This window comes from Methanolinea sp., from assembly GCA_016699325.1.
Lineage (GTDB): Archaea > Halobacteriota > Methanomicrobia > Methanomicrobiales > Methanospirillaceae > UBA9949.
This window is the reverse complement of the sequence record CP064971.1, coordinates 1,623,261-1,649,350: the sequence shown is the minus strand read 5'-3', so window position 1 is coordinate 1,649,350 and position 26,090 is coordinate 1,623,261. Positions and strand designations below refer to the sequence as shown.

Here is a 26,090-nt window from a genome sequence, read left to right as displayed (position 1 = left end):
TAAAGAAATGTTGTAAAAAAAGAAAATTAGTTTGAATAAGCAGGCTTGCCCAGTTTCGGCTCGAACGCTGCATCTGCTTCGACCCGTATGGCGTGTGAGAACAGGGCAAGAGGGATCTCCATAGGACAGAGTTCCTCGCACTGACCGCAGTTGACGCAGGAATCGGAGATATGGGCAAATCTACGGAGGTGGAACATCGGGTTTGGCGGGATCTGCCCGGGTTCAATGGCATAGGACTTCTTGAGCGTCTCGGCTGTCGGGATACATACTGGACAGTTCTCGATGCACGAATAGCACTTGATGCACCGGGATGTCTCATTGTTGATAGTGGTCCATGGATCTTTACCGAGCCTGGAAAAGTCTCTCTTCCGCCACTTCTCACCGAGTTTGAGCATGGCATTCTCGGTCTTGCCCCGGATCTCGATTCCCTTTGGTTCTGGGGCGCTCACCTCAAGTGCCTTTGCTTTCACTGCTTTGCTCATGAGGTCGGCACCCTTGTCGCTGCAGACCTCGACGAAGGTGGCTTTCCCGGCCTTTTCACCAATCACGCCCCAGTTCCCACAGGCAAGGTCGGCCTGCCGGGGGACCTTGTAGAGGCAACGGCGGCAGTTGCTCCTTCGTCCGAATCCTTCATCTTCAAGTTCGTCGATCTTGATGCCCTTGTGGCCGCCCTCATACTCGATGATGAACTGGCCCTTGTCGATCTCTTCCTTGAAAACCTTGTCCGGATCGACCCCGTACTTCGTGGTGATCATGTACCGGGCCATCATTGGGCTCACCGTACCTCCGCAGTTGACCCCAATCAGGAGGAGATTGTCCAGGTTGACCTCTTTTCGCCTGGCGAGTTCCTGGAGTGCCATGAGATCGCAGCCTTTGACGGTCATCCCGATTTTCATGTTCTTAGCGCCGTTGAAGCGCTTTTTCAGAACATTTGCGAGGAGCCCAGTTCCACAGTGAAGTGAGCCGGCCGTATCTTTGAGTCCTTTGGGATCGGTCACGAGGGTGGGCACAGCGTCATATATGTCCTGGCCTTTCTTCACCACGATCACCCCGTCAACCAGCTTGTTTTCAAGGGCGTACTTGAGCAAGGTTGTGACCGCACCACCGCATTCTGCTTTCTTGGCGATGTCCTGGTCATTGGTCCAGGCATACACCATATCGCCTTTCTTGATGTCCGGTTTGGATGAAAAGAGTCCCATGTTACTTCGCCTCCGCTATCTTTTCGACCTTGATCGCACATGCCTTGAACTCCGGGATCTTGGCAATAGGATCGAGCGCATTGTTGGTGAGCACGTTGGCTGCACACTCCTTGAAGTGGAATGGCATGAACATGACCCCCTTCATGATGTCCGATGTAACCCGTGCCGGTACATCTACCTGCCCACGGCGGGTGATAGCCCGCACTACTTCCTTGTCCTTGATCCCGAGTGCTTTGGCGTCCTCGGTGTTGATCTCGATCCAGCCGGTGGGCTCCTCGTTTTCGAGTGAGTCGGACCTGCGGGACATCGTACCAGTGTGCCAGTGCCAGAGGCAGCGGCCGGTGGTGAGAACGAATGGGTATTGTGCATCAGGAACTTCTGCCGGGGGCTTGTAGGGCACAGCGAAGAACTGGCCCAGGCCGTCAGGGTGGGCGAACTTCTCCCTGTGGAGGATCGGGGTCCCGGGGTGCTCGGGGGCAGGGCATGGCCAGTGGGCAGCTTCAGGCTTGTTGAGCCGTGCATAGCTCATCCCAGCATAGGACGGGGTGACCTTCCGGATCTCCTCGAAGATGTCCTCGGCGCTGTTCCAGGGGAACTGCTTTTCATAGCCCATCTTTGCGGCGATCTCCTTGATGATCACCCAGTCCAGCTTTGCCTGTCCCGGCGGGTCCTGGGCCTTTCTCCACATCTGGACACGGCGCTCGGTCGAGGTCTGGGTGCCATCCTTTTCTGCATAGCAGCAGGCAGGAAGCACTACGTCAGCGAGCTCCGCGGTCTCGTTCATGAAGATGTCCTGGACGACAAGGAACTCGAGGTTCTTCAGCGCTTTCTCAACATGGTGGAGGTCGGGGTCCGAGAGCATCGGGTTTTCGCCCATGATGTACATGCACTTGAGCTCGCCGGGCTTGTCGGCCAGCACGTCCATCATGACCGTCACCTCATAGCCGTTCTTGCCCTCGGCGATGCCATCGGGGAAACCCCACGCGTCCGAGAACTTCTTGTGGGCCGCCTCGTCGATGACCTTCTGGTACGCGGTGAAAACCACCGGCAGCGCACCCATGTCGCAGGCGCCCTGAACGTTGTTCTGGCCGCGGAGCGCATTGACCCCGGTCCCGGGCCGCCCCAGGTTCCCGGTAAGCATCTGGATGTTGGCAACCGACCTGACGTTGTCGACCCCGGTGGTGTGCTGGGTGATGCCCATCGAGTAGAGGATGCAGGCCGATTCGGCCTTCCCGATCCATTCCGCGGCAGTCTTGAGCTGTGCAACCGGGATACCGGAGATCTTCGAGACGTTCTCGAGGCTGTATTCCGGTTTCATGACCTCTTCTTTCAGCTTGTCAAAGTCCTTGGTCCGGTTCTTGATGAACTCCTTGTCCTCCCATCCGTTCTTCAGGATCTCCTGCATCAGGCCGTTCAGGATGGCGACATCGGACCCTGACCGGAACTGCATGTACAGGTCGGCCTGCTTGCCCGTCGGGGTGAGCCTTGGATCGGCGTAGATGATTTTGGCACCATTCTTTTTGGCAAGTACCACCTGGCGCCCGATCAGCGGGTGCTGCTCGAAGGTATTGCTCCCGAGGATAAAGCAGCATTTCGACTGGGAGATATCGCCGATCGAGTTGGTCATCGCACCCGAGCCAAACGTCGAGGCAAGCCCGGCGACCGTCGAGGAGTGGCAGAGCCTTGCGCAGTGGTCTATGTGCCGGGTCTTGAGCACGCCGCGCGCGAACTTCATCATCGCGTAGTTCTCCTCGTTCGAGACACGGGCTGAGGAGAGGCAGGCGCACTCATCGGGCTTATATTGTTTGAATTTCTTTGCAATCAGGTCATATGCTTCATCCCAGCTCGCCTCGACGAACTTCCCATTCTTCTTGATGAGGGGTGACTTCAGACGATCGGGATGGTTCACGAACTCGTGGGCATAGGTGCCTTTTGGACACAACTTCCCCTGGTTCACCGGAGAGCGCTGGTACGGGGCGATGCCCGTAACCTTGTTGTTTTCGACAACAAGATTGAAACTGCAGCCGGTTCCGCAGTACGGACATGTTGTTTGGACGTACTTCATCTGCATGATTCACACCTTTACAGGTTAAGTTGACTTACTTTTCAGTCTTATTATTCTTTGCTATATGAGAGCAGAGCCACCCTAGATATTCATACTTCATTCATTGGCGAAAAATCCAGACTGCCCTCGTATTACACCGGAGTTCCCGATAGAGAACACATGGTATGCAAACCCGATATTCTCTCCGGGATTAGTTATGCATATTCAATATCCCTGGAAGGTTCATTCGTTCCCGGGGTGACCTAGAATGATCGACAAGAGGAAAACAGCACTCGCCTTGCGAATTTCTCGCAGTGCTGACGCGGGTTTGGTATTCCGTAAATCCTGGTGTTATCAAGCTGCCGCACGTTCGAGACATTTGCCTTCACGTTCATACTGCACCCGTCTTTCTCATGTTGAATTCAGCATCTGGCATTTCCAGGATGAGAAAATGTAACTGAAGGTACCCAAACCATTTTTCTAATTCTTGCATTGGTTTGGATTGATATGCGTTTAGTTTAAAGGAATCCAGTTATTTTTTGAAAGTTATGCCCGCACCAATGCATTTCATATATGCCGTGCATTGATGATAACAACACATTGTTAAACAATGCAATGCAATTTATTCATACAGTTTTATAACGCAAATCAATATTTAAGCATACCAATTATTTCTTCCTTGTCGGGGAGACGACCGGAAAACCCTGGCAGGAGAGATGCAGAATATGCAGAAAACCGTTGTGAGCATTTCACACGATGCCCAATATTTCTTCCGCCTGGCCCTGGAAGCAGAAGGCAAGACGGAGCCAGAGAAGGTTCTAGAATATTTCGACCGGGCTATTGCCCTGGAACCGGCATACTCAGGAGCCTGGAACGAGAAGGCCAATTTCCTGGATTATCTTGGGAAATGCGACGAGGCACTCCAGTGCTATGACACCGCACTCAGGATTGATCCCGGATCATCCGAAGCATGGTTCAACAAGGGCCTGACCCTTAAGAGGATGGGACGTGAGGCCGAAGCAATCGCCTGTATCAACCGCGGTATTAAGTACGCATGCGGAAGGTAACACGAGCAATCTACCTGCATTAACCAGCGGCGCGACCAAGCAGAACGGGATCATTCCCGTTTCCTCTTCTTCTATCTCCAAAGATGGTCTCTTGCAGAAAAATCTGATTGCCGCAGCGTTGTGGGTGATAATGCCGCCATCGTGATAACCGAACTTGAGGAGAACAAGTGCATCACCCGAGGTTATTGATGCAGTCATGACCTCAACTTGCTGTTGTGCAAAGAAAGAAGAGATTTCACATTTTAAAAAGAGCATTAGAGCATGTTCGAAAAATTTCACCAAGCCTCAGGCGTGGCAGCTGAATAGCTTATTCGCTTCTTTTATGACAAGTTATTTTAGGCGACCTGATCAGATGCTCACCATTAGCGATAAGTACTCCCACACGTCATCGACACTCCAAAGAAGGCGGAAAGGGGTGGATCCTTTAACCACTCAATAGATTCTGGATGGTCCTTTCCTGAACCCTTTTTGAATGCTACAAGATGCAATTCGGGGTGAGATCCAGTTACACTTCAGATCGGGCGTTCTTTTCTTTAATCCAACATTCATAATGGTATATTTTTTTCTTGTTGGCATACACTCTGTCATGATAGTGGAATATGTCTTTTCCACACCGTGAGCAGAATGTACGTAATGGCCCTAACTTCGAGGTTACCGTCATCATTCATCACCGGACCGTGCTTCATGGATATCTCTTGTCTTGATCCCGGCCTTGTGCAACCGGAACCACACAGCGGAAGGGGGGATATCAAGCTCCTTGCCGATACGGTAGGTGCTCCATCCCTTGTCAAGGTAAAGATGAACGAGTTTTGCCAAGTCTATATCATATCGTTGTTTTACTTCCGACCTGTTCCTGATCCTTTCACCTGCACGAAGAAGGACGTTTCTTACCCCGCCATGCGTGATCGTGCCCTTGAAGTACTGGGCAATCTTGTAAGGGCTCATGCCCCCACGATAGAGAGTGATGATCTCCTTCTTCATCTCTTCGCTGGTGCGCTTTGTCACTGTTTTTGTATCTATTGTAATAGTCAATTAATCTATCTCATCATATACGCCATCAACACACACTGCGGCGTACCACGTCCCCACCGGTCTCCGTCGCCGGGTTATGTTGTGGTCTCCGACGTGGATTGATGACATACCTGGCAGAAACCCTCTTTTTATCATTTCTCGATGTTCTCTCCCCCATGGTATCACAAAGGTTGAACAAGCATTCGGAGTCAAGCCGGCCCGGCACCCCAATCCGCGCCGGGCAGTTGATACAGTCACGCTTTCCCCTGCAGTCCGGACGGGTCCTGGCTGCAAGGGTCCGGATGTCCTGGACCGCGAGATAGATCTTTTCTGTCAAGATATCCGTCATGTAATTCTCCTGCCACATCCCTGCCGGAGGGCTCCACGTCCGGCAATCCTTTTCACACTCAGTGGCATGATGATTTTTCTCTTTTAATCGAAAGTGGACCGTTGTTACCACAGGAATGCCCTGCCGATAACGATGGATACGAATACCATTGCGAAGAGGACCATTAGAGCCCACAGGATCTGGTCAGTGGAATAGTAGCTGTTCATTCCTGTATCACCCTCTGGAATTTCTCCGTTTCAGTTCCTCGATTTCGGGTGCGATTACATGGTCGATGTGATATCTGAGTTCGGCTGCCCGCTCCTCGAAATACTTGATCTGTTTCTGGTGCCCCGCGATCTCGCTCTCTAAATCTTTTATTTTCCGATCGATGAATGTCAAACTCTCACCTCCTGATTGCAGCCGGGGACCGTTCCGAACCAGGCCTCTTCCAGATAAGTGCCGGTCCGGATATCCTCCCTGTCTTGCACCCCTCTTCAACATGAAATATGGACACCCCCCTGGGGAACGATATTCCCCGATGAATACGCAATTCGGAACGATGGATAACCAATACACCCAGCGTGGGGTAGTATCACCGATTATCAGAACACTTCAATAACCCTGGAATAACTGATCGACGCGAGAGCAGTCCCTGCATACCCATCCTTGCCTCGTGAAGCCGGGTTTTTCCCCGGAAGATGATGGATGTCATTTCTGAAGTGCGGCGTTCCCAACTGGCATCCGATACTATCGCCCGGAATCCTCCCAGCAATTTTGGATGTATTGTGATACATACATAGGTCTCTACCATGATAAACCTTGTGCAAGATTTCGCTTCATTTACCGGAATTTTTCCGATCGAAGCCCATAAAACTTTTTTTTGGTTACTGTTCAGGGTCAACCGCAAGATACGATGACGTCATAATAACAACCAGTGACAAGAAATCAACAGAATAACGATATCAACGAAATCACCCCTGCGTCCGATATTCAGTCGCTTCTCCCCAAAACCGAAGGGTTAAGGTATGAATTCAGGAATTGGAGGCGCAATTAAAAAAAACACAATCGGAACAGCAACCGGCCACCCTCGATGGATGTATTCCGACATCCCCAGAATCGGTGGCAGAAAGGGGGAAAAGCCACCTGGCAGGCAGGATGGGCATAAAAGGCATACTCTGGAATGGGTAGAGACCCCCGATCAGGTCCAGGTTCATACCGTTCTTCAGTATGCGAGAACTGAGGGGTCTCCCAGGAAGCCTGCAAAGAGGGTTGCAATGGTGCTTATAGACTACTATTGCAATGGAAGGTGACAGCCCCTGATCCGGGATGGCTGTTCCTGAGGGGTGTTCCGAGCAAATGAAGGTTAGAGAGCCCGATCCTGGTGCCGGCCGCCAGGTCTTCTTTTCATCCGGAAATCGCTGTAGGGGAACCTGAGGAGGCCCCGCAATCCTCCGGCTGTCGAAAAGTTCCTGATATCCCGTCCAAAGGCGACAAGGAATGGAATAAAGATCGGCTCGTCCACCTCCCCCACCTCCTTTACGTAAGAGAGCCGGTGGATTGAGAAGAAACCGATCAGGGCTGCTACGACAAAGAAAAAATCCCAGTGCTGCAAATGGAGCGTCGGCACGATATAATGCAGTCCAGGACTATTCCACTCAAGGTTCCATGCAAGAGAGAATTCCGCGAGGTGGTCGACAAAAAGTCCGCCGATAATAGGTGAGATCCCGGCTGAAAGCGAGGTGAAGATCCCAATAGTCCCCAGATAGGTGGTGGCCGATCCTTTCGGTGCCAGTTTCAGGCCGATATTTCCGGAGGCCAGTGTCACACCTGCGGTTGAAAATCCCATGATGATGTGGATGAGAACCAGGAGCGGCATGGTCATCAGGTGGGGTTCGGGGAAATTGGTGAAAGTGAAGGCCACGATGCATATAATAAAGAGCGGCCCGGCAATCTGGAGCACTGTCTTGTTGCTGTACTGGTCCACAAGTCTCCCCCAGAGTGGAAAGGAAAAAATGCTGCAGACCTGGCTCACCAGGGAAAGGACAATAATCGTGGTGATGTCAAGGGAGAGGCGCTTGATCAGGTACACGGTCAGGAACGGAGCGGCGAGGTTGATGGCAAAACTCCAGAGACTGAGGAAGATCAGGAGGTTGTTAAAATGCCTGTTCTGGAAACATTCTGAAAAAAGGCTATAGAGAGGGATGGTAAACTGCTTTTCCATCATCGGTTCCGGTGTCGCAGAGAGAAATACGAGTCCGACCAGGCCGAGAAAGCTTCCCACCAGGAATATCAGGGAATATCCATAAAGGTCTGGAATTGCTCCTTTCTCCCAAAAATCAAGAAAGAAACAGGCCAGCAATCTCAACACACTGCCCAGGGCAAACGAAAGGGCAAGCCTACGGGAAAAAAATATGCCGAGGATGCCATCGGGAATAAAATCCCGCATCCATGATTTCCAGCTGCAATGCTTAACCGCAGAAAAACAGGAATAAATGAGGATGCTTACCACCAGCAGCACGATTCCTGTCTCCGGTGGGACAAAAAAAGGAATAAACGCGATAATGAACCAGAACCCGCGGGAGATAAGAGAGGTGACCAGCGCGATAACCTTCCTGTTGCGGAACCGTTCAACGAGCGCGATCCCTGGGATCTGCATCAGCTCGGCCAGCGGCGGGATGGCCGCGAGAAGCCCGATGACCAGGTTGGACGCCCCGAGGTCCAGTGCATATGCCACAAGGAAAATGCCGCCGGTGAGGGTGACAAAAGCATGGGTGAAGAGACCGTCAAAGATGACATATGACAGCCCCCGTTCCTGTTCAGCTTTTCCGATCGTTGTATAGGGAGTGAACCGCCACATTCCGCATCATTATGTTCAGTGCCAGTTCCATAATAGAATTATCAAGGATAAATCCCGCTAATATTGATTGAAATTATTTTCTATTCAGATATAGGTTCGCATCCGTCAAACGCAGGGCTGTATCATGGTTTTTTACATGTTTTGTCTGGCTAATGCATATGATCTTTGAAGATCGTGCTCCCCGATATCGATGCCGATGCCCCGGATCGCTGTGCTGTGTGTCGATGATGAGCCGTATCTCCTTGATCTCACCCAGGCAATGCAGAAAACTGGATATAAGGATGGAGAGCCTCAGGCGAGATTTGAACTCGCGACCTACACCTTACCAAGGTGTCGCTCTACCGGCTGAGCCACTGAGGCAGGAGTGCACCACTAATCTTTGCAGTGAGTCCTTTAAAAGATTGCGGAAAAGACCGGATAACTGCCTGAAATTGGGGGCTTTCCATGTATTCCAGGAATAGACTGGAAAACCGCGTCAATTTTCGGTCATCCGGGACAGGATTCCAAGGCTGTCAAGGGCTCCTTCAAAGGTCCCCACTTCGATGATAGGTGTTGCATGATTATCTTTTATGGCTTTTAATACCGGCCCAAAGTCGATTGTTCCCTGTCCCACCGGGGCGTGCAAGTCCTCCTTTCCATTATTGTCATGGAGGTGGACGTGGGAAAACGGCATGGCGAGGAATTCATCCAGACAGCGATTCAGGTATGCATGCCCGACATCAAGAGCCAGATTAAATTCGCCAAGGTTTTCAATCTCTTCCGGGCGCCTCAGAAAAAAATAGTTCCAGTTTTCCATGTTTTCGATGGAGAAACGAATTGAGTAATCCTCTGCACAGGCATTCAGGTCTGCCAGCGATTTCCGGAACTGGCGAAGGGCCTTGTCGCGGTCTTCTCTCCAGGCAAAGTAACCCGGGTGGATAACCACATCAGCTGCAACTTCTCCCGAGAGTGCAAAGCAAGTGCAGATGACTTCCACACTCCCCTTCCTGATCGGTTCATGGACACTGGCGATATTTATACTCCGGGACGGCGCATGAACGGTATACCTGCAAGAGTATGATTCCAGCAGGTCAGGAGACTCGATGTGATGTGCTCCGTCATCCATCACTTCGATCAGGTCGGCGATTTCCGCCAGCAGATCGAGTGCGATATCGAGAGGCTCGTGGTGGAGGCAGAAAGACGATATACCGAACATACAGTGATACTTTTCGGAAACAACGATAAAAGATAAGATCCTGGCATAGTAAAATTTTAAAAGAATCAGGGTTTTTTCAGATGAACATCCATCTGGGGGAAGGGAATTTCTATTCCTTCTTCGGCAAAGTGTCTGGCGATCAGGGTATTGATGGCATCCTTGGTATTCCAGGTCAATCCAAAATCATTGCACCAGACAACGACTTCGAAATGGAGGTGTGATGCGCCGAATTCCAGGAAATAGACCTCGGGTGCGGGATCCATCAGGATAAACGGGTGGGTCGCTGCAGCTTCCCGGGTAATATCGAAAAGGACATCCTTCACTTTTTTCACATCAGATCCGTATGCAATCCTGAGGGGAATTCGCACTTTGAGTCTCGAGTCCGGCATCGCATAGTTGACGATAAAGCTGTCTATGACCTTTACATTCGGGATGGTTACAACCTGATTATCGAGCGTTTTTATTCGGGTGCTCCGCGGTCCAACATGGATGACATCGCCGTAATACTCTTCGATTTTGATGCGGTCATTGATCCTGAACGGCTTGTCGACCGCAATCATTGCCCCGCCAAAGAAGTTTGAGAGGATGTCCTGGGCTGCAAGGGCAACGGCAAGACCGATGATTCCCGCACCGGCCAGGAATGGGGTGATATCGATTTCGAGAATGGAAAGTATGATCAGGAAGGCGATAAACCAGATGATGTACTTGGCAATGATGAGGGCGAGGGCGATCATACTGTCATCGATCTCTTTTTCGGTCTCGCCGGCAGCAGGTGATCCATAAGTGCTGATGAAATTATAAGCAAAACTGGATGCCACCCATGCTCCGAGGATGACATAGATGGCATTGAAGTATTTGCTCTCCATGATCCATTCCAGACCGCTGGGAAGCGTCGCAACCTGAAGAGCGATGAAGATCGAGGCCACCAGCACTGCAATGACCATCGGTGTTCCCAGTGCCGAGATGACAATATCATCAAGCTTAGATTCGGTTGTACCAGCTCTTCTCTGAAGCCAGCCGATAACGAAAAAAAGTAGGATGCTCATCGCAGTACCGGCAATCACGATGAAGACTGCCAGGAGATTTTCGCTGAGGGTGAAGAATTCTGTCGGGATTGTCGGGGTGACAGCCCCCACTGTCTCGACGCTCATATAACTACTATTATGTCCGCCAGGATGTAAATAGCTAGCCAGAAATGGCCCTTGGAACAGAGATCTCACGAAAACTGCATGATATCGTTGACCACGACATGACCTTCATGCATATCTGCGGGACCCATGAAGCAGCAATCGCCCGCCATGGAATCCGGAGTCTTCTCCCGGACCGGCTCAAGATCGTGATGGGTCCGGGATGCCCTGTCTGCATCACCCCGCAGGGTGAGATCGATGCGGCTCTCGACCTGGTCGACCGTGGCTGTATCGTCGCAACGTATGGCGATCTCCTCCGGGTCCCTGGCAGCAGAGGTTCACTTGAGTCCAGCGGCGGCGATGTGCAGGTTGTCCAGGGAGTTCACAAAGCAGTTGGGATCGCGGAAGAAACCGACCGCGAAGTGGTCTTTATTTCGGTTGGTTTCGAGACCACGGCTCCGACCGTGGCCGCAGCGCTTCTTTCCCATCCTCCACCCAATTTCAGCATCCTTTCCTGCCACCGACTTGTCCCGCCGGCCATGAAATGGCTGCTCGAACAGGGAGAAGCACATCTTCACGGCTTCATGCTCCCGGGCCACGTCTGCACAGTCATGGGATATACCGAATACGAACAGTTCCCTGCTCCGCAGGTAGTTGCCGGGTTCGATCCCGAGGATATCCTGCTCGGGCTGCTCATGCTGGCCCGGCAGGTGCGGGAAGGGACGCACCGGATCGATAATGCGTATCCTCGTGCAGTCTGCCGGGAAGGGAATGTGAAGGCAAAAGAGATCATGTACAAGGTCTTTGAGCCCTGCGATGTTGAGTGGCGGGGATTCCCGGTTATCCCCGGGTCAGGGCTTCGGCTCAAGCCCGGGTTTATTCAGTACGACGCACAGGAAAAGTTCGGTATTGAATTAAGACACGTGGAGAAGCACTCAGCATGCATCTGCGACAAAGTGCTAAGGGGAATCGCACAACCCTCGGACTGCAAGCTCTTTGAACGGGTCTGCACACCGAGAACTCCGGTAGGGCCATGCATGGTGAGCCACGAGGGAGCCTGCAAGATATGGTATACCTACCGGGTGAAGCAGCGGTGATTCGCGGCTGAACACTTACACGTATCTGCTTCAGGAGAGACCTGATCACCCCGGCACCGGGTTTTCGGCATAATAATAGATTTTCCCCTTCAATGACCCCTTCTTTTCCCTTTTACGCCGACTATAGGAATATTCGAGGCTGCACGGTTCATCCACGTGTGATACAGGAGCATACTGCAGGAAACAGAAAGGATAGGGGTTGGAGCCGCTCCCACGCAGGGCTTGAAAAAGGGAACCACCCCATTGACATTCGCTCCCGTGGATGTTACGAAATGCCGACCACCGCTTTATGAAGAATATCGACTGTCTGGCGAAGTGCTCTTCCAGCATCCCTGAGATGGTGGTAGACTTCCCGTTTCCTGAGCGCGATCATCGGGTCTCCAGCGTTGAAAAGGACCTGCATCCCGGCAATATAATCGGCTTCAATAGCCCGCATCGATTTCCGGGCTTCCCGGATCATCTGTTCAACCTGGATCCTGTCACTGGACATGATCCGTATCGCTTTACAGACCTTTTCCGTGCCGGCGAGAAGTTCCGCGGCCATCTTTCGAATATACTCGTCCGGTTCGACCCCGAAGGAAAACATCTCGGTGGCCGTTTCCCGGGAAAAGTTCAGGATATAGTCCATCTGGCGGGAGAGGCTGTAGATATCCTGGCGATCAAATGGCGTGGAAAATGCATCGAGTAGATTCTCCTCAAGCCTGTACCGTAGTTCATCAACTTCTCCTTCAATCTGGCGGAGGGTTGCCGGTTCGGAGAGCGGAGTCTTTTCCAGCCAGGCAACAAAAATCCGGACCCCCAAAAAAGTGCGTTCTGCCTGGTGAGCCAGCATACCTTCGAAATCGTATTCGGCGGGAAAGATTGCATTAAATAATCCCTTCCGTTTCCCGCTCTGTTGATCCCTTTGCATCATCGTTTTATCTCACCTTCCGGTCCATGCCCCAATCACCAGATAAATGACTCCGGACACTATCATGGTGGCAGGAATGATGATAAGGAAGGATGCAACAATATCCTTTCCGACAGACCACTGGATTTTCCGCGGGTTTTCAGCACTGCCGACACCGATTAGTGACAAGGATATCACCTGCGTTGGCGAGACCGGTGCACCAAGAAACGTCGAGAGGGCAATCGATACCCCTGAAGATAACTGGGAATTAAATGAATGGATCGGTTCGAGCCTGAATAATTTTCGTCCGAGAGTAGTCATGATTCGCCATCCTCCGGTCAGCGTGCCGAGTCCAAGCATCAGAGCACAAACGAGCCGGGCGGAGAAGGGAATCCCGGGAGCGGCGCTGAACCCGGCAGCGAAGATTACAAGGGCAATGATGCCGAGCTGTTTCTGGGAAGCGTTGGCTCCGCTGGCAAATGCCATAATCCCTGCTGCAATCCAGTTCAGGTTGACGAGACTGTCGTTCACGGATCGTTTCGCATTTCTTAAGAGAAACTTCACCCACCGGTGCAAGGCATATCCTCCGATGAGCCCGATAACAACCGAGAGGATGAGAAATACCAGGACTTTGACCAACCCGGTCAATTCATGCGGAGCGACAAGAAGATCCCGGAGTCCCCATGCGATGCTCTCATGCCCTGCAGCGGCGAGACCGGCACCGATAAGACCCCCGATAAGGGCATGAGTCGATGATGAGGGGAGGGCGAATTTCCAGGTAAGGAGGTTCGAGCCCGTCGCCCCAATCAGAGCGGCGAGTACGACGAGTACGAGCTGATCTGACGGCTCCATGAGCAGCAATCCTGAAATGGTGAAGGCAACGGCGCTTCCTCCCAGGAGGGCCCCCAGAACCATCATCGCTGCTATGAAGAGTATTCCCTGCCTGGGCAAGGCCGACCGTGAAGCGATGAACGATGCCCCCACCGAGCTTGCAATCTGGAACCCGTTGGTATATGTGAATACGAAGGCAAGCAGGATGGCAACGATAACGAAAGCAAGCATCCGATCTCGTCACTACCATATCATCCTGATAATGTTAGTTGTATCGCTGCAAGCCCGGCTCATGAGACCTCCAGTGGGAACAGGGTGATCTGCGGATTCCAAAATTATTATACTGTTCCGAACCCTGTTCATATGGAAGATATCCCCTTAACGACTTCTTCGCGGTGCCCTGGTAGGGTAGTGGATATCCTGGGAGCCTCCGGAGCTTCCGACCCGGGTTCGAATCCCGGCCGGGGCGTATCCTCTTATTGTAAAAATCCCAATCATATTTTTTGTAAATTATGATGCAACAAACCGAACATTCAAGCTGTACCACCCCGCAGATTTGAAACAACCAGCCGTATCCCACGGTTCTGATCTCACTGTTCTCTCTTCATGGCCACATGCTGAAGGACAGCATAGTGAATGTTCACTTTCACACTTCCCACAGCCTCAAATTTTTCCCATCCAATGATATGGTGATCTTGCCTCACCTCATCGCACAACATGAGGTGCAGACACGCCCGCGGAATTGGTAGTGATATGGTCTGTCCCGGTACTGAATGGGACCGACCTATCCAATCGTGAATGAAGGTGGTTAAAGTGATAACAAGCGTCCGGGTGAAATGCCCGAAATGTGGCACCGAGCGAACCTACATGGGATCAAAGGTCGCCATCGTTGAAACATCGAAAAGGCCGATTCGTATTAAATCCTCAAAATGTTCAGCGAGTATCAGGCTGAACCAATGACTGTGTTACAGTCAGATTCTTAGAACCTAACTTCGCCACTTTTCAGTACTTCCATCAAATTTAAACGACTTAACCCAATTCGCCAGAAGCAATTTACCAGTGATTTGGCGCCTCCAGGCTACCATATCTCTTGATAAAATCTCCAAGAATTGGGCGTATTTCTGGGGAGAAGTTGGAAATGATCTTGACAGGATACCCAAAAGAAGGGTATATGATCGTAAGTGTCAAATTCGTGAGATAATTTTTGAGGACTTTCAGATTTTTCACGACGGGATCTTTACAGAAAAGTTGTGTCAAACTCACCAGGACTTTGGTGAGGAAAACGATCAACACGCACCCGATCACCGCGTGTTTGGACCAGTGCCGGATCGGCCGGAGCCGGCTCCTTCTTTGAGGTCCCGGATGAACTTCTCTGCACGGTCACGATTCTTGTAGGCATTCAGGATGTTTTCGGGATCATCATCGATGGTTGATTCAAGCACGAAGAAACCTTCAAGACCGGTTACATAGGGGTTGGGGATATCGCCAATGATCTTCTGGAGATGACCACGGGCGATGATCCAACCCTCAGGAGCGATATACTGGCCGAGATCTTTTCCGCGTTCAACCTTCTTTGTGAGAACCTTCCCCTTCTCCAGGTCTTTCTCAAGTTTCCTTGCTTTCTTCGTCAACTGGTCACAGGCCAGGTCGTCACAGAAAAATATGTACCGGACTTCTTCGCCATCCCGATATTTGACACATGAATAGACCCGGTTGCCAGAAACGAATGAAACCTGGCTTTCTTTCCTGGCATGGTAGATCGTTATCTCGTTCCGGTATGGTCCTTTCTTCTTTGCTTTCAGGGTCAAATAATGGAACTTCAGATCGCGGATCCTTCGTTTGTTATCCTGGGTATTCCCTCCACAGTCAAACACCAGAAGACTGCCTTCAGGAAGAACGCTCGAGCATAACCGGATCAGCATCTGCATATGCTTTTTATCCTGAACATTTCCTTTCTGGATGGTCAGCATCGTCGGTATGTTATTGAGGCCGACACTGATCCCAAATGCGATCTGGAGTTTCCCTGGCTGATTGTCCCGGGAATACCCTAACTCCCCAGCGGACATTTTGTCCCCTCAAAGTAACTCGAACTGAAGTCCACGAACTGGGTTGGATCCACGAGGCTCTGCTGGGAGATCCAGCGTTGAAACTGGTCAAGAACAATCGACTTTCTTTCTCCCAGTCGTTCCAGAGTCCGATACAAACTCCGGTCTGAAATTGTATCTTCAAACCCCAGTGTCTTGAGAAGTTCGTCGGGGGTAAAGTCCAGAATCTTATTGATCGATACCGATTGATTGAGTTTGTTGCTGATGAGAAGCTTTTACGGATGGTATGAATGACTTGCTTCGACCACCAACTCCGCCAAGAACTGATGCGAAAAGTTGGTCTCCGAATCAATTTTATCGATTAATGCTATATTACCTAATGAGAAGGCTGTGTTTTTTGCATGAAATTATATAAACACTACCTTCTCATCCTTCTTCTGGCGAAGTCAGGCTTAGAAAGTCTTATCCTATGTTTAACCAATTTTATTTTTACCGAACATGCCCAATGAGGCTGCAGTATATTGGAAAAATCGTGGCGATGAGTTGGCTAAGCAGGAACTCTATGAAGAAGCCATTCGCTGTTATGAAAATGCAACCCGGATTAGTCCTCAATACATTTCGGCTTGGAATAATTTTGGATATTCGTTATTTAAAATTGGCAGGATTAATGATGCCAACCAAATTAAAATAAAAATAAAAGAACTGAAGAAACTGGAATCTGGTCAAGAAATTGACATAAAAGGATCTGAACAAAAAGAATCCCAAAAAAAATCCAGATCTTTCAATATCAGAGTGCCTGCTGTGCAGAATAAGACTCAAATCAAACAAGATCTATCAGAAAAACAAATCCAAATTCATGAGGGAATTCAAAATCTTTCAAAAACTGCTACAAAAACATCTTTTAAAGTTCTTGGTTCAATAGGAGGGGCAGTTGGATCCATTAAAGAAGCAGTAAAGGCAGAAACCAGAAGAATTTCATATAATAATTTACCCCACCTTTCGCACGTGGCCCCAGGATTTCTGGAAATAAAATACTTAGGGTTATATCCCACCTTTCGCACGTGGCCCCACGATTTCTGGAAATAAAATACTTAGGGTTATATCTTAGCGCAGCAATACATATTCTGTGGAGCCTGTATCTCAATTCACGGCGAAGAATTTCAGTTCTAGCAGATTGCCCATCTCGGTCTGGTGGCCGGCATGATCGATGAACTCGGAATATCAGCAGTAATCGATGACGCCCTGCCCAAGACACGGAACCATATCCTCCCCCATTCAGCGATTGTCAAGGCCATGCTCCTGAACGGTCTAGGCTTCAATGAACGCCGGCTCTATTTCTTCTCGCGATTTTTCACCAACCTCTCGACAGAACAGTTATTCGGCCCTGGTGTTACCCCGGACCACCTGAACGACGATGTTCTCCTCCGGACACTCGACCGTATCTACGAGTATGGAAGCACCGACCTGTTCAATGATATCGTAGTGGCAGTCATGGAAAAACTCTCGTTTGGCACCCACCTCCTCCATGCTGACACAACCAGTTTCAGTGTTCACGGTGACTATGACACCGATGACGATGACGACTTCCGGACCATCAAGATCACCTACGGTCACAATAAAGATCACCGCTGGGACCTCAAGCAGTTCGTCCTTGCGATGGTAACCAACCATCACGGCATCCCGCTGTTCACTCAGCCCGCATCCGGCAATGAGTCAGACAAGAAGATCCTCCTTGAGACCATTCGTAAGGTACAGCAGAACCTGAATCTCGAAGACAAGGCCTACTATATCGCCGACAGTGCGTTCTATACCGCTCCCAACCTGCAGACACTCGGCCAGCATACCTTCTGGATCAGCCATCCCCCTGCTACCATCGATGAAGTCAAGTCGCTGCTGTTTGCCGATATTCCCATGGTCCCGGGGAAGGAGGAAGGATACTCGTTTCATGAGCGTCTCGTTACCTACGCCGGAATTGACCAGAAATGGACCGTGGTACATTCCGAGAAGAAGCGGATGACAAGTGAGAATAACTATGTGAGGAACCTGGCCAAGCGGCTGGATAAAGCGCGTAAATCATGGAAGAAGCTCTGTGCCAAGGAATTTGCCTGTGAGCCCGATGCACGCATGGCTGCACGGTTGTGGTTTGATGTGTACTTTTATTTGTCCGCTGATAGGGTCCAAGTATTCTCAAAGACGAAAAAGAAGAACGGAAGAAAAGGGCGCCCGGGCAAGGATGAGGCTGTTGAGACAGTTTTCTTCGTCGATTCACCGCTTGAGATCGTTCCGGATGTGATCGAGCAGGAGAAAGCACGTCTCGGACGGTTCATCCTGGCAACAAATGATCTTGACCTGGATCCGGACACTATCCTGAAATATTATAAGGGGCAGCAATCGGTTGAGCGGGGGTTCCGGTTTCTGAAGGATAAGAGTTTCCGGGTTGCCGAAGTTTTCCTGAAGAAAGAGACCAGGATTGAAGCGCTTTCCATGGTTATGGTGCTCTGCCTATTCGTCTATGCAGTAGCCGAGTGGCATATCCGGTCCCAACTCAAAAGACAGGGAAAACGGTGAAAAACCGACGAAAAAGCCAATCCAGAACCCGACCATGAAATGGATCTTTACTCTGTTCATGAGACCGGCGGAAGTCACAGTCACCCTAAATTCGCAGATACAGCGGTTTATCGTGAATCTGGACGAGGAAGTGATTCAAATTCTTGATGTCATGGGGCCAGCGTTCGGAAAATATTATTTTGTGAGGTCGACCTGCGAAATGTAGGATTTACTAAAGAAACACCAAATTCACATAAAAAAACTCATCATCGATGAATTTGAATTAAAAGACCTAAAAAAAATGTGTTTATATTTCAACATCGGTTCTCCAAGCGACATAAGAACTAATAGTAGAGGCTATATATATCGTGCAAGATTGACGTATGATGACTGGGCAAGATTTGTATTCCAAAATATTCGATTGACAACTCTTAGAGAATATGCCAAATCGAACTATAAACCCCACCTTTCGCACGTGGCCCCACGATTTCTGGAAATAAAATACTTAGGGTTATATCTTAGCGCAGCAATACATATTCTGTGGAGCCTGTATCTCAATTCACGGCGAAGAATTTCAGTTCTAAGCAGATTGCCCATCTCGGTCTGGTGGCCGGCATGATCGATGAACTCGGAATATCAGCAGTAATCGATGACGCCCTGCCCAAGACACGGAACCATATCCTCCCCCATTCAGCGATTGTCAAGGCCATGCTCCTGAACGGTCTAGGCTTCAATGAACGCCGGCTCTATTTCTTCTCGCGATTTTTCACCAACCTCTCGACAGAACAGTTATTCGGCCCTGGTGTTACCCCGGACCACCTGAACGACGATGTTCTCCTCCGGACACTCGACCGTATCTACGAGTATGGAAGCACCGACCTGTTCAATGATATCGTAGTGGCAGTCATGGAAAAACTCTCGTTTGGCACCCACCTCCTCCATGCTGACACAACCAGTTTCAGTGTTCACGGTGACTATGACACCGATGACGATGACGACTTCCGGACCATCAAGATCACCTACGGTCACAATAAAGATCACCGCTGGGACCTCAAGCAGTTCGTCCTTGCGATGGTAACCAACCATCACGGCATCCCGCTGTTCACTCAGCCGTATCCGGCAATGAGTCAGACAAGAAGATCCTCCTTGAGACCATTCGTAAGGTACAGCAGAACCTGAATCTCGAAGACAAGGCCTACTATATCGCCGACAGTGCGTTCTATACCGCTCCCAACCTGCAGACACTCGGCCAGCATACCTTCTGGATCAGCCATCCCCCTGCTACCATCGATGAAGTCAAGTCGCTGCTGTTTGCCGATATTCCCATGGTCCCGGGGAAGGAGGAAGGATACTCGTTTCATGAGCGTCTCGTTACCTACGCCGGAATTGACCAGAAATGGACCGTGGTATTCCGAGAAGAGGCGGATGGCAGGTGAGAATAACTATGTGAGGAACCTGGCCAAGCGGCTGGATAAAGCGCGTAAATCATGGAAGAAGCTCTGTGCCAAGGAATTTGCCTGTGAGCCCGATGCACGCATGGCTGCACGGTTGTGGTTTGATGCGTACCCTTACCTGTCCGCTGATAGGGTCCAAGTATTCTCAAAGACGAAAAAGAAGAACGGAAGAAAAGGGCGCCCGGGCAAGGATGAGGCTGTTGAGACAGTTTTCTTCGTCGATTCACCGCTTGAGATCGTTCCGGATGTGATCGAGCAGGAGAAAGCACGTCTCGGACGGTTCATCCTGGCAACAAATGATCTTGACCTGGATCCGGACACTATCCTGAAATATTATAAGGGGCAGCAATCGGTTGAGCGGGGGTTCCGGTTTCTGAAGGATAAGAGTTTCCGGGTTGCCGAAGTTTTCCTGAAGAAAGAGACCAGGATTGAAGCGCTTTCCATGGTTATGGTGCTCTGCCTATTCGTCTATGCAGTAGCCGAGTGGCATATCCGGTCCCAACTCAAAAAGACAGGGAAAACGGTGAAAAACCAGCTGAAAAAGCCAATCCAGAACCCGACCATGAAATGGATCTTTACTCTGTTCATGAGACCGGCGGAAGTCACAGTCACCCTAAATTCGCAGATACAGCGGTTTATCGTGAATCTGGACGAGGAAGTGATTCAAATTCTTGATGTCATGGGGCCAGCGTTCGGAAAATATTATTTTGTGAGGTCGACCTGCGAAATGTAGGATAAACTACCATCAAAAATTTTAGAAATTGAAAAAAAATACAAAGCTGATAGAATAGAAAAATACCCAGAATACGAACGAGATGATGGAACACTCTCTTATAGGTCTGATATTAATGATAATCCCTTACTTCAGGAATTAACTGATGTAATCAATCAATATCAGCCAATCAAACCTTTTAAAAATGAAGAATTATACCACACAAATCTTTATACTCACCTCTGTCAGATGATTCCTGGAGAAATTGGATATGAGGTACAGCGAGGATCCTCAAGACCTGATATTGTCGTTGGAGATATAGCCATTGAAATCAAAGGCCCAACAGATAATCAGGGATTAATTACTATTGCTGATAAAATCAATCGTTATTCACAGCATTTTGAACATATTATTGTAGTTCTTTTTGAAGTCCAAATTTTTGAGAGATTTTACAATGAATGGTATGAAGGTATAATGCGACAGTATGGTGATTTAGTCACAATAATAAGAAAATAAAACTAATTTTAATAGTTACTCGTTATTCTTAGAATTTCAACAAATTCTTTATATTCCTTATTAACCCCCTTTTGAGATCCTGATGGATCCAGCACTAAATTAGCATTAATATTCAGAATCAGAGGATAAATGCGCTCCCCGGCAAAAAGTACAGTTAATAATCGACTAAAATACAGAAATGAGCAAGATTAAACCGTAAAATTGATCGTACTCAAGGGAGCATTCATATTTGAACACAAATGAACACTCCCATCATAGTAGATCCCGAAGACCCAAAATGGTTACTCCTCGAACAGATCATGAACATGACAAGGTCCCGTGTGGTCAAGCAGGCCATGGCACGGCATGGCGTTGTGCCAGTCGAGAAAGCAGGAACAATATTCCGTATCCTTTTCATTTCGATGTATTTCTCGGTAGATATCACCTATCTTCTGGAAGAACTCACAAAACGAAGCGCATTACGAAGTTTTGCGCATGTGGCACAGGTTCCCTCTGCCGCTGTTATCTATCAATTTATCAGCAAAATGAAGGACGATCAATTAGTCTTGCTGATCTTGTCATCGGCGGTGTAAAATTCCCTATTTGGAGAACTGAAAGAAGCCAGCCTCGGCGGTGAAGACCTTGTAACCGAGATTCACGGCCCGGGAACGGTATATTTACAGACCAGGAATATCCCGGCATATGGCCGATTGTAAAAGTTCCATCATTGAACCCCGGGTTCGGGAAAAAGCACGGCAGCGCGCAAAAATCTATCCCAAAGAAATACTGTTACAAGCCTGAAACTAGTAAAAAAAAAGGAGAGATTTAAGCGTTCTTCATCTTGGCCTTGCCCACAAAACCGTCCTTGCCAAGATAGTAGAGGTACCCCTTCTCCCGGGGAATCTTCTCAGTTCCTACCTTCTTCTTCTTACCGGTCTTGTTGTTCTTCATCGGTGCGGCCCAAACGTAGCCGTCCTTCCCCAGGTAATAGAGGTAGCCGGGTTCACGCTTGATCTTTTCTTTTCCAATTTTTGTTCCCATTACAATTCACCTTGATTGATTTTTTGGTTTAATAAGAGTGATGGCATCGCGGGTTTTTAAACCTTTCGGCACAAATGCCCCCGACATCCGGCGACCTCCCCGGTTACGTCGGGAAAAATGGCCTTTCCATAAAAAGGGTTATGACAAGTTAATAAGCCTAATGGAAATAGTATGAAGAATAGGCAGGGGTGAGGTCGACCCGGTTGGAATTCATTTCCCCATACCAGAACCCACCGCAATGCATTATGCGATGCTCAGGTGACATTTGATCGAGAACGAGAAAATCGTTTTTCTGTTCCCACCGCCTGTTGGTAGCGGAGTTGTATGGTCATCGGGGAAAATGGAGATTCGGGTCAATCCTCCGGCTCAAACCCCCGGGGAAACCCTCTCCGGTAGAGATCTTCATTCTGCTTCAGCCACTCTGCGGCATTCATGAAGCCGTGATCCTCGGCTTTTTTTACCGCCATCGGGTAATCTGTTGAATAATGAATTTCGCGGTTGATCATAACCAATTCATTATATACGTTCCGGGGAACCCTGATTTTCTCTATCATAACCGGTATGATGAGGTATCCATGATCCATGGCTATAAGGGTATTGATCACCCTGATGCCAGCTGGGCTATACCGAAGGCTAACCACTATAAAAAAGGAAAATGCTGCTATGGGGATTCGAACCCCAGTCTTCGGCGTGAAAGGCCGAAATGATTGGCCGGACTACACTATAGCAGCAAGGTGCTCTCTTAATTTGGTCGTCAACGTAAAAAATAATTGTGGATGAAAACCCTTCAGGGATAGATCGGGGTTCCTTCCGTCTCGGTTACCGTTCGAAATGCCGCCATCAGCTGGCGGGTGACCGGCCCGGGCTTTCCGGTGCCGATTGCCCGCCCGTCAATAAGAGCAATGGGGGCGACCTCTGCTGCCGTCCCTGTAACAAACACTTCATCTGCGGAATACATATCATAGTAGCCAAGGTTCTGCTCGGTCGCGGTAATTCCCATCGATTGGCAGATCTCGAGAACCACAGCACGGGTGATGCCCCGCAGGTTGTTCAGGGTTGGCGGAGTATAGATGCCGCCGTTCTTTACCACGAATATATTATCTCCTGATCCTTCTGAAATGTAGCCATTCGTATCAAAGAAGATGGCTTCATCTCCTCCTTTGTAGTTTGCCTCAATCTTCCCGAGAATATTGTTAAGGTAGTTCAGGCTCTTGACATTCGGGGGAAGCGCATCTGCAGGATTTCGACGGACCGAAACACTGATTGCTTTCAATCCCTTCTCGTAGAGGTCCCCGTACATGGCACCCCATTCAACAGCGATCACGATGACTGACGGTTTTGGGCATTTGCGGGGATCGAGCCCGAGGTCACCAACACCCCTGCTGACAATCGGGCGGATATAGCCATTGCGGAGATTGTTCTTCCTGAGAGTCTCGAGAATAATCTCTCCCATCTCCTCCTTGGAGACCGGCACGGTGAGATCGATGGTCCGGGCAGAGTCATAGAGCCGGTCAAGGTGCTCCCTCAGCCGAAAAACACGCCCGTTATAGGCACGAATTCCTTCAAAAACCCCGTCTCCGTAGAGAAAACCGTGATCAAAGACAGAAAGCTTTGCCTCTTCGCGGGGGACGAACCTACCGTCGATATAAATTATCATAAGAGCTACATTTGGCCGTTCTCGTATATCTTACCTGCTGCTCCGGTTCCCGGCCCAACGACGGCAGGTACTGATAAAACCTGCAAGCAGCTCCCGTGATGCGACAGGGTGGAGGTGCGTATAAGAGCCAAGAGTGTTTCCGGTAACTGCCCCGTCCCGGTTGCCGCAGATGCCTTTCCCGCGTGAAAGGAGGTAAGAATACTTCGTTTCCGTGGAGAGGACAACATCCGAGTAATGGAACTCATGCCCACGGAAATGTCCGGTTCCAAGCGGGTTTTGTCCCAGGCTCTCGCCTTCCACGTAGCTAATTACCCGGAAAGAAGGCATGATCGTTTTTCCGGAAAAGACACCGCACATGGTATATGATTCTTCATGATCTCTTCCCTGCCAGCCCTCCTTTAGCTGGACGGTATCGGTCAGGTACATAAGCCCACCGCATTCTGCATAGAACGGGACTCCTGCCCGCGACCATTCCGCGACAGCTTCACGCATGCGATCGTTTCCTTCAAGTTCGGGCAAAAAGAGCTCCGGGTATCCTCCGCCAAAAATATATCCATCAGCATCAGGAAGCCGGTCCCGGAGAGGGCTGAAAGCAACCCATTCCACACCAAGCGCCGGTAGAATATCAAAGAGGTCCGAATAATAAAAATTGAAGGCCTCATCAAGGGCTATACCTATCCTTACTCCGGAGGATTCGTGCCTCCCGAAAATCGTACCCGTTGATGGTGCAAGTGGATTCCACCGGGCTGCAAGACTGAGCAGGGCTTCACTATCGATATGATCGGATATCTCCCCGGCAAGCGCTGCAATATTTTCTTCAAACAGGGGTTTGGTCCTCCCCTCGCTGAAAGGGACCAGCCCGAGGTGCCGCATTGTAAGTTCCATCTCCGGCATCCGGGGTACGGCTCCGATAACCGGGATCCTGCAGTGATGCTCGATGGCCTCGGTTGCTTTCCGGATATGCTTTTCACCGGAAACATTGTTGAGGATCACCCCGCGGATATCGACTCCTGGATCGAAGATCTGAAAGCCCCTGACCATCGCTGCCGCACTGCGTGTGACACTTCGTGCGCTCACCACGAGAACAACAGGAAGACCCAGATATTTCGCGATCGATGCGCTGCTCCCGGAATCCCCAAGTGCTTCAGATCCCTCGTAGAGACCCCGCACTCCTTCAACAATCGCGAGTTCTGCCCCCCGGGATCCATGCGTGAAGATCTGATGTATTTCATCGGCATTCATCACGAAGCTATCGAGGTTTCGGCACGGACGTCCCGTTACCCCGGAGAGATACGAAGGATCGATGTAATCCATCCCGACCTTGTAGGTCTGGACGGTCATCCGCTTCGAAAGCAGTGCAGCAATGGCCAGGGTGATGCTGGTCTTTCCGCTGCCCGAACGATCACCGGAGACCATCAGGGCTTGCATGGCATGCTCCGGAGAATAGAACCGAACTCGCTCTCCACGATATTCCGGACACCAAGGGTCTGGGGGTGGAGATCGATTTCGACAACGACATGCTGATGCCCGAGTTCGCGGAGGGGTGCAACCTGGCGGGGCCCGTTCGTGATGGAGAAACACTCGATGCCGCGGGTGAACTCAGGCGGTATTGCGTGCGGGACCCCTGCGATGAGGGCAAAATCAGGGGCAATACCAGATATCAACCGGCCGAGGGATTCACCGGTGGCGCCGTACTCATCGAGGGCCCCGACCAGCCGGGGAGAGATTCCCCTGCGCTTCATGCCATCAAGAATGCGGGTGGCGTCCTGCCTGACCTTTGGGAGACCCCGGGATTCAAGGTTTGCAACATAGATGACATCTGCTGCCGGGCACGCATCATTGAGGGCCAGGAGTTCATCGGCGAACATGTAGGCAGTCTCCTTTTTCGCATTCATTACGGCCATCCCTTTTTTCCCGGATCCTGCCAGTTCTACGAGCCGCTCGGCAACGCGATGCTTCAGATCACCCCGTGAAGGTTCAATATACGGGCGGCAGGCGGCACCCCTCAGTCGTTCGATCTCATTTGCTGCAGCCAGCAGGAATTTCTGGCGGGCGAGCTCGTCTCCCGATATCCATCCTGCTCCGGCAGCCGGTTCGAGAGTGGCAATGACCCCTTCGATGTTCTCAGGATACCCGGCATGAATCTCAACGGCAATAGTGGGGGTGCTTATACCAGAAGCTGCGATTGCCGATTGCAGATCCTCGCCAATAATCATGGATACACAGGTGCCGATGACAGCTATCCTCCGTGGAGAGAAATTCTCTTCTGCATACCTTAGCACCCCTTCAAGTGGCTGCTGCCCGCCGAAAATAAACTCGTGATCCGCAAGAGAGGTGGTAAGTACCCTCATACCGTCCTCTTCGAGGAGCCGGGCGTGCTTGAATGAGCACCCGGACGGGCCATGAAGGATGGAGACATCCACTTCCAGATCGCGGGCGGTATAAAGGGCTGCCACAATCGAGCTCGGTCTTGGATGCATGTATTTCATGGAAA

The 26,090-nt window shown here is 50.2% G+C and carries 23 protein-coding genes, 3 tRNA genes and 2 pseudogenes; 10 read left to right on the top strand and 18 right to left on the bottom strand.

What is annotated here, in order from left to right:
- Positions 1 to 26 precede the first annotated feature (26 nt).
- Together IPI71_08670 and fdhF are read right to left on the bottom strand one after the other, a co-directional pair.
- A complete protein-coding gene (locus IPI71_08670) occupies positions 27 to 1,199 on the bottom strand; it encodes a Coenzyme F420 hydrogenase/dehydrogenase, beta subunit C-terminal domain (protein ID QQR70714.1) in 1,173 nt (390 codons plus the stop codon).
- A gap of 1 nt (position 1,200) precedes the next feature.
- Positions 1,201 to 3,270 carry a formate dehydrogenase subunit alpha gene (gene fdhF, locus IPI71_08665; protein QQR70713.1) on the bottom strand — a complete coding sequence of 690 codons (2,070 nt, stop codon included), beginning with the start codon at positions 3,268 to 3,270 and terminating at the stop codon, positions 1,201 to 1,203.
- A 698-nt stretch (positions 3,271 to 3,968) separates the two neighbouring features.
- Between fdhF and IPI71_08660 the strand changes: the two genes are divergently transcribed.
- Complete coding sequence (locus IPI71_08660) at positions 3,969 to 4,310, top strand: tetratricopeptide repeat protein (protein QQR70712.1); 342 nt, start codon at positions 3,969 to 3,971, stop codon at positions 4,308 to 4,310.
- 660 nt (positions 4,311 to 4,970) lie between these two features.
- Here the strand turns inward: IPI71_08660 and IPI71_08655 are convergent.
- The 3 genes from IPI71_08655 to IPI71_08645 all read right to left on the bottom strand — a co-directional run bounded on the left by IPI71_08655 (position 4,971) and on the right by IPI71_08645 (position 6,048).
- Positions 4,971 to 5,315: a hypothetical protein gene (locus tag IPI71_08655; protein QQR70711.1), complete on the bottom strand. Its 345-nt coding sequence runs from the start codon at positions 5,313 to 5,315 to the stop codon at positions 4,971 to 4,973.
- A 52-nt stretch (positions 5,316 to 5,367) separates the two neighbouring features.
- Positions 5,368 to 5,670: a hypothetical protein gene (locus tag IPI71_08650; protein ID QQR70710.1), complete on the bottom strand. Its 303-nt coding sequence runs from the start codon at positions 5,668 to 5,670 to the stop codon at positions 5,368 to 5,370.
- Positions 5,671 to 5,883: 213 nt separating this feature from the next.
- The gene (locus IPI71_08645; protein QQR70709.1) at positions 5,884 to 6,048 is read right to left on the bottom strand and encodes a hypothetical protein; all 165 of its coding nucleotides are present in this window, start codon (positions 6,046 to 6,048) and stop codon (positions 5,884 to 5,886) included.
- A gap of 626 nt (positions 6,049 to 6,674) precedes the next feature.
- On the opposite strand from IPI71_08645, the gene IPI71_08640 reads away from it, so the two are divergent.
- Positions 6,675 to 6,959, top strand: coding sequence for a hypothetical protein (locus tag IPI71_08640; GenBank protein ID QQR70708.1), 285 nt, complete (start codon positions 6,675 to 6,677; stop codon positions 6,957 to 6,959).
- 53 nt (positions 6,960 to 7,012) lie between these two features.
- On the opposite strand, the gene IPI71_08635 is transcribed toward IPI71_08640, so the two are convergent.
- From IPI71_08635 to IPI71_08620, 4 genes are all read right to left on the bottom strand, one after another.
- Entirely contained in the window at positions 7,013 to 8,506 is a 1,494-nt protein-coding gene (locus IPI71_08635; protein ID QQR70707.1) for an MFS transporter, read from the bottom strand.
- Between the two features lie 287 nt (positions 8,507 to 8,793).
- Positions 8,794 to 8,866 (bottom strand) — tRNA-Thr (locus tag IPI71_08630).
- A gap of 115 nt (positions 8,867 to 8,981) precedes the next feature.
- Positions 8,982 to 9,701: a sugar phosphate isomerase/epimerase gene (locus IPI71_08625; GenBank protein ID QQR70706.1), complete on the bottom strand. Its 720-nt coding sequence runs from the start codon at positions 9,699 to 9,701 to the stop codon at positions 8,982 to 8,984.
- Positions 9,702 to 9,766: 65 nt separating this feature from the next.
- The gene (locus IPI71_08620; GenBank protein QQR70705.1) at positions 9,767 to 10,852 is read right to left on the bottom strand and encodes a mechanosensitive ion channel family protein; all 1,086 of its coding nucleotides are present in this window, start codon (positions 10,850 to 10,852) and stop codon (positions 9,767 to 9,769) included.
- A 44-nt stretch (positions 10,853 to 10,896) separates the two neighbouring features.
- On the opposite strand from IPI71_08620, the gene hypD reads away from it, so the two are divergent.
- Positions 10,897 to 11,925, top strand: a complete 1,029-nt coding sequence (gene hypD / locus IPI71_08615) for a hydrogenase formation protein HypD (GenBank protein ID QQR70704.1) — start codon at positions 10,897 to 10,899, stop codon at positions 11,923 to 11,925.
- Positions 11,926 to 12,190: 265 nt separating this feature from the next.
- Here hypD and IPI71_08610 read toward each other — a convergent pair whose 3' ends face one another.
- Positions 12,191 to 12,838 (bottom strand): DUF47 family protein, encoded by a 648-nt coding sequence (locus tag IPI71_08610; protein ID QQR70703.1) that lies wholly within the window; start codon positions 12,836 to 12,838, stop codon positions 12,191 to 12,193.
- A gap of 9 nt (positions 12,839 to 12,847) precedes the next feature.
- Positions 12,848 to 13,876 carry an inorganic phosphate transporter gene (locus IPI71_08605; GenBank protein QQR70702.1) on the bottom strand — a complete coding sequence of 343 codons (1,029 nt, stop codon included), beginning with the start codon at positions 13,874 to 13,876 and terminating at the stop codon, positions 12,848 to 12,850.
- Positions 13,877 to 14,042: 166 nt separating this feature from the next.
- On the opposite strand from IPI71_08605, the gene IPI71_08600 reads away from it, so the two are divergent.
- Positions 14,043 to 14,114, top strand: a tRNA-Arg gene (locus tag IPI71_08600).
- Positions 14,115 to 14,946: 832 nt separating this feature from the next.
- Here the strand turns inward: IPI71_08600 and IPI71_08595 are convergent.
- Both IPI71_08595 and IPI71_08590 read right to left on the bottom strand, forming a co-directional pair.
- Positions 14,947 to 15,711, bottom strand: a complete 765-nt coding sequence (locus IPI71_08595) for a hypothetical protein (GenBank protein ID QQR70701.1) — start codon at positions 15,709 to 15,711, stop codon at positions 14,947 to 14,949.
- On the bottom strand, positions 15,693 to 15,848 hold the full coding sequence (locus IPI71_08590) for a hypothetical protein (GenBank protein QQR70700.1): 156 nt from the start codon (positions 15,846 to 15,848) through the stop codon (positions 15,693 to 15,695). The genes IPI71_08595 and IPI71_08590 overlap by 19 nt, the downstream gene beginning before the upstream one ends.
- Positions 15,849 to 16,188: 340 nt before the next feature.
- Between IPI71_08590 and IPI71_08585 the strand changes: the two genes are divergently transcribed.
- The 6 genes and pseudogenes from IPI71_08585 (at position 16,189) to IPI71_08560 (ending at position 21,614) form a co-directional block, all read left to right on the top strand.
- The gene (locus IPI71_08585) at positions 16,189 to 16,776 is read left to right on the top strand and encodes a tetratricopeptide repeat protein (protein QQR70699.1); all 588 of its coding nucleotides are present in this window, start codon (positions 16,189 to 16,191) and stop codon (positions 16,774 to 16,776) included.
- Positions 16,777 to 16,863: 87 nt separating this feature from the next.
- A pseudogene (locus IPI71_08580) lies at positions 16,864 to 18,463 on the top strand (IS1634 family transposase).
- A 389-nt stretch (positions 18,464 to 18,852) separates the two neighbouring features.
- Positions 18,853 to 20,424: pseudogene (locus IPI71_08575) on the top strand (IS1634 family transposase).
- Positions 20,425 to 20,652: 228 nt separating this feature from the next.
- Complete coding sequence (locus IPI71_08570) at positions 20,653 to 20,919, top strand: hypothetical protein (GenBank protein QQR70698.1); 267 nt, start codon at positions 20,653 to 20,655, stop codon at positions 20,917 to 20,919.
- 239 nt (positions 20,920 to 21,158) lie between these two features.
- Positions 21,159 to 21,491, top strand: a complete 333-nt coding sequence (locus IPI71_08565) for a hypothetical protein (protein QQR70697.1) — start codon at positions 21,159 to 21,161, stop codon at positions 21,489 to 21,491.
- An 18-nt stretch (positions 21,492 to 21,509) separates the two neighbouring features.
- Positions 21,510 to 21,614: an AIM24 family protein gene (locus tag IPI71_08560; GenBank protein QQR72000.1), complete on the top strand. Its 105-nt coding sequence runs from the start codon at positions 21,510 to 21,512 to the stop codon at positions 21,612 to 21,614.
- Positions 21,615 to 21,723: 109 nt separating this feature from the next.
- Here IPI71_08560 and IPI71_08555 read toward each other — a convergent pair whose 3' ends face one another.
- From IPI71_08555 to cfbD, 5 genes are all read right to left on the bottom strand, one after another.
- The gene (locus IPI71_08555; GenBank protein QQR70696.1) at positions 21,724 to 21,939 is read right to left on the bottom strand and encodes a hypothetical protein; all 216 of its coding nucleotides are present in this window, start codon (positions 21,937 to 21,939) and stop codon (positions 21,724 to 21,726) included.
- Between the two features lie 656 nt (positions 21,940 to 22,595).
- A tRNA-Glu gene (locus tag IPI71_08550) sits at positions 22,596 to 22,670 on the bottom strand.
- A 56-nt stretch (positions 22,671 to 22,726) separates the two neighbouring features.
- Complete coding sequence (gene ilvE, locus IPI71_08545; protein QQR70695.1) at positions 22,727 to 23,596, bottom strand: branched-chain-amino-acid transaminase; 870 nt, start codon at positions 23,594 to 23,596, stop codon at positions 22,727 to 22,729.
- 30 nt (positions 23,597 to 23,626) lie between these two features.
- Positions 23,627 to 25,024, bottom strand: coding sequence for a Ni-sirohydrochlorin a,c-diamide synthase (gene cfbB / locus IPI71_08540; protein QQR70694.1), 1,398 nt, complete (start codon positions 25,022 to 25,024; stop codon positions 23,627 to 23,629).
- Complete coding sequence (gene cfbD / locus IPI71_08535; GenBank protein QQR70693.1) at positions 25,012 to 26,085, bottom strand: Ni-sirohydrochlorin a,c-diamide reductive cyclase catalytic subunit; 1,074 nt, start codon at positions 26,083 to 26,085, stop codon at positions 25,012 to 25,014. The genes cfbB and cfbD overlap by 13 nt, the downstream gene beginning before the upstream one ends.
- Positions 26,086 to 26,090 lie beyond the last annotated feature (5 nt).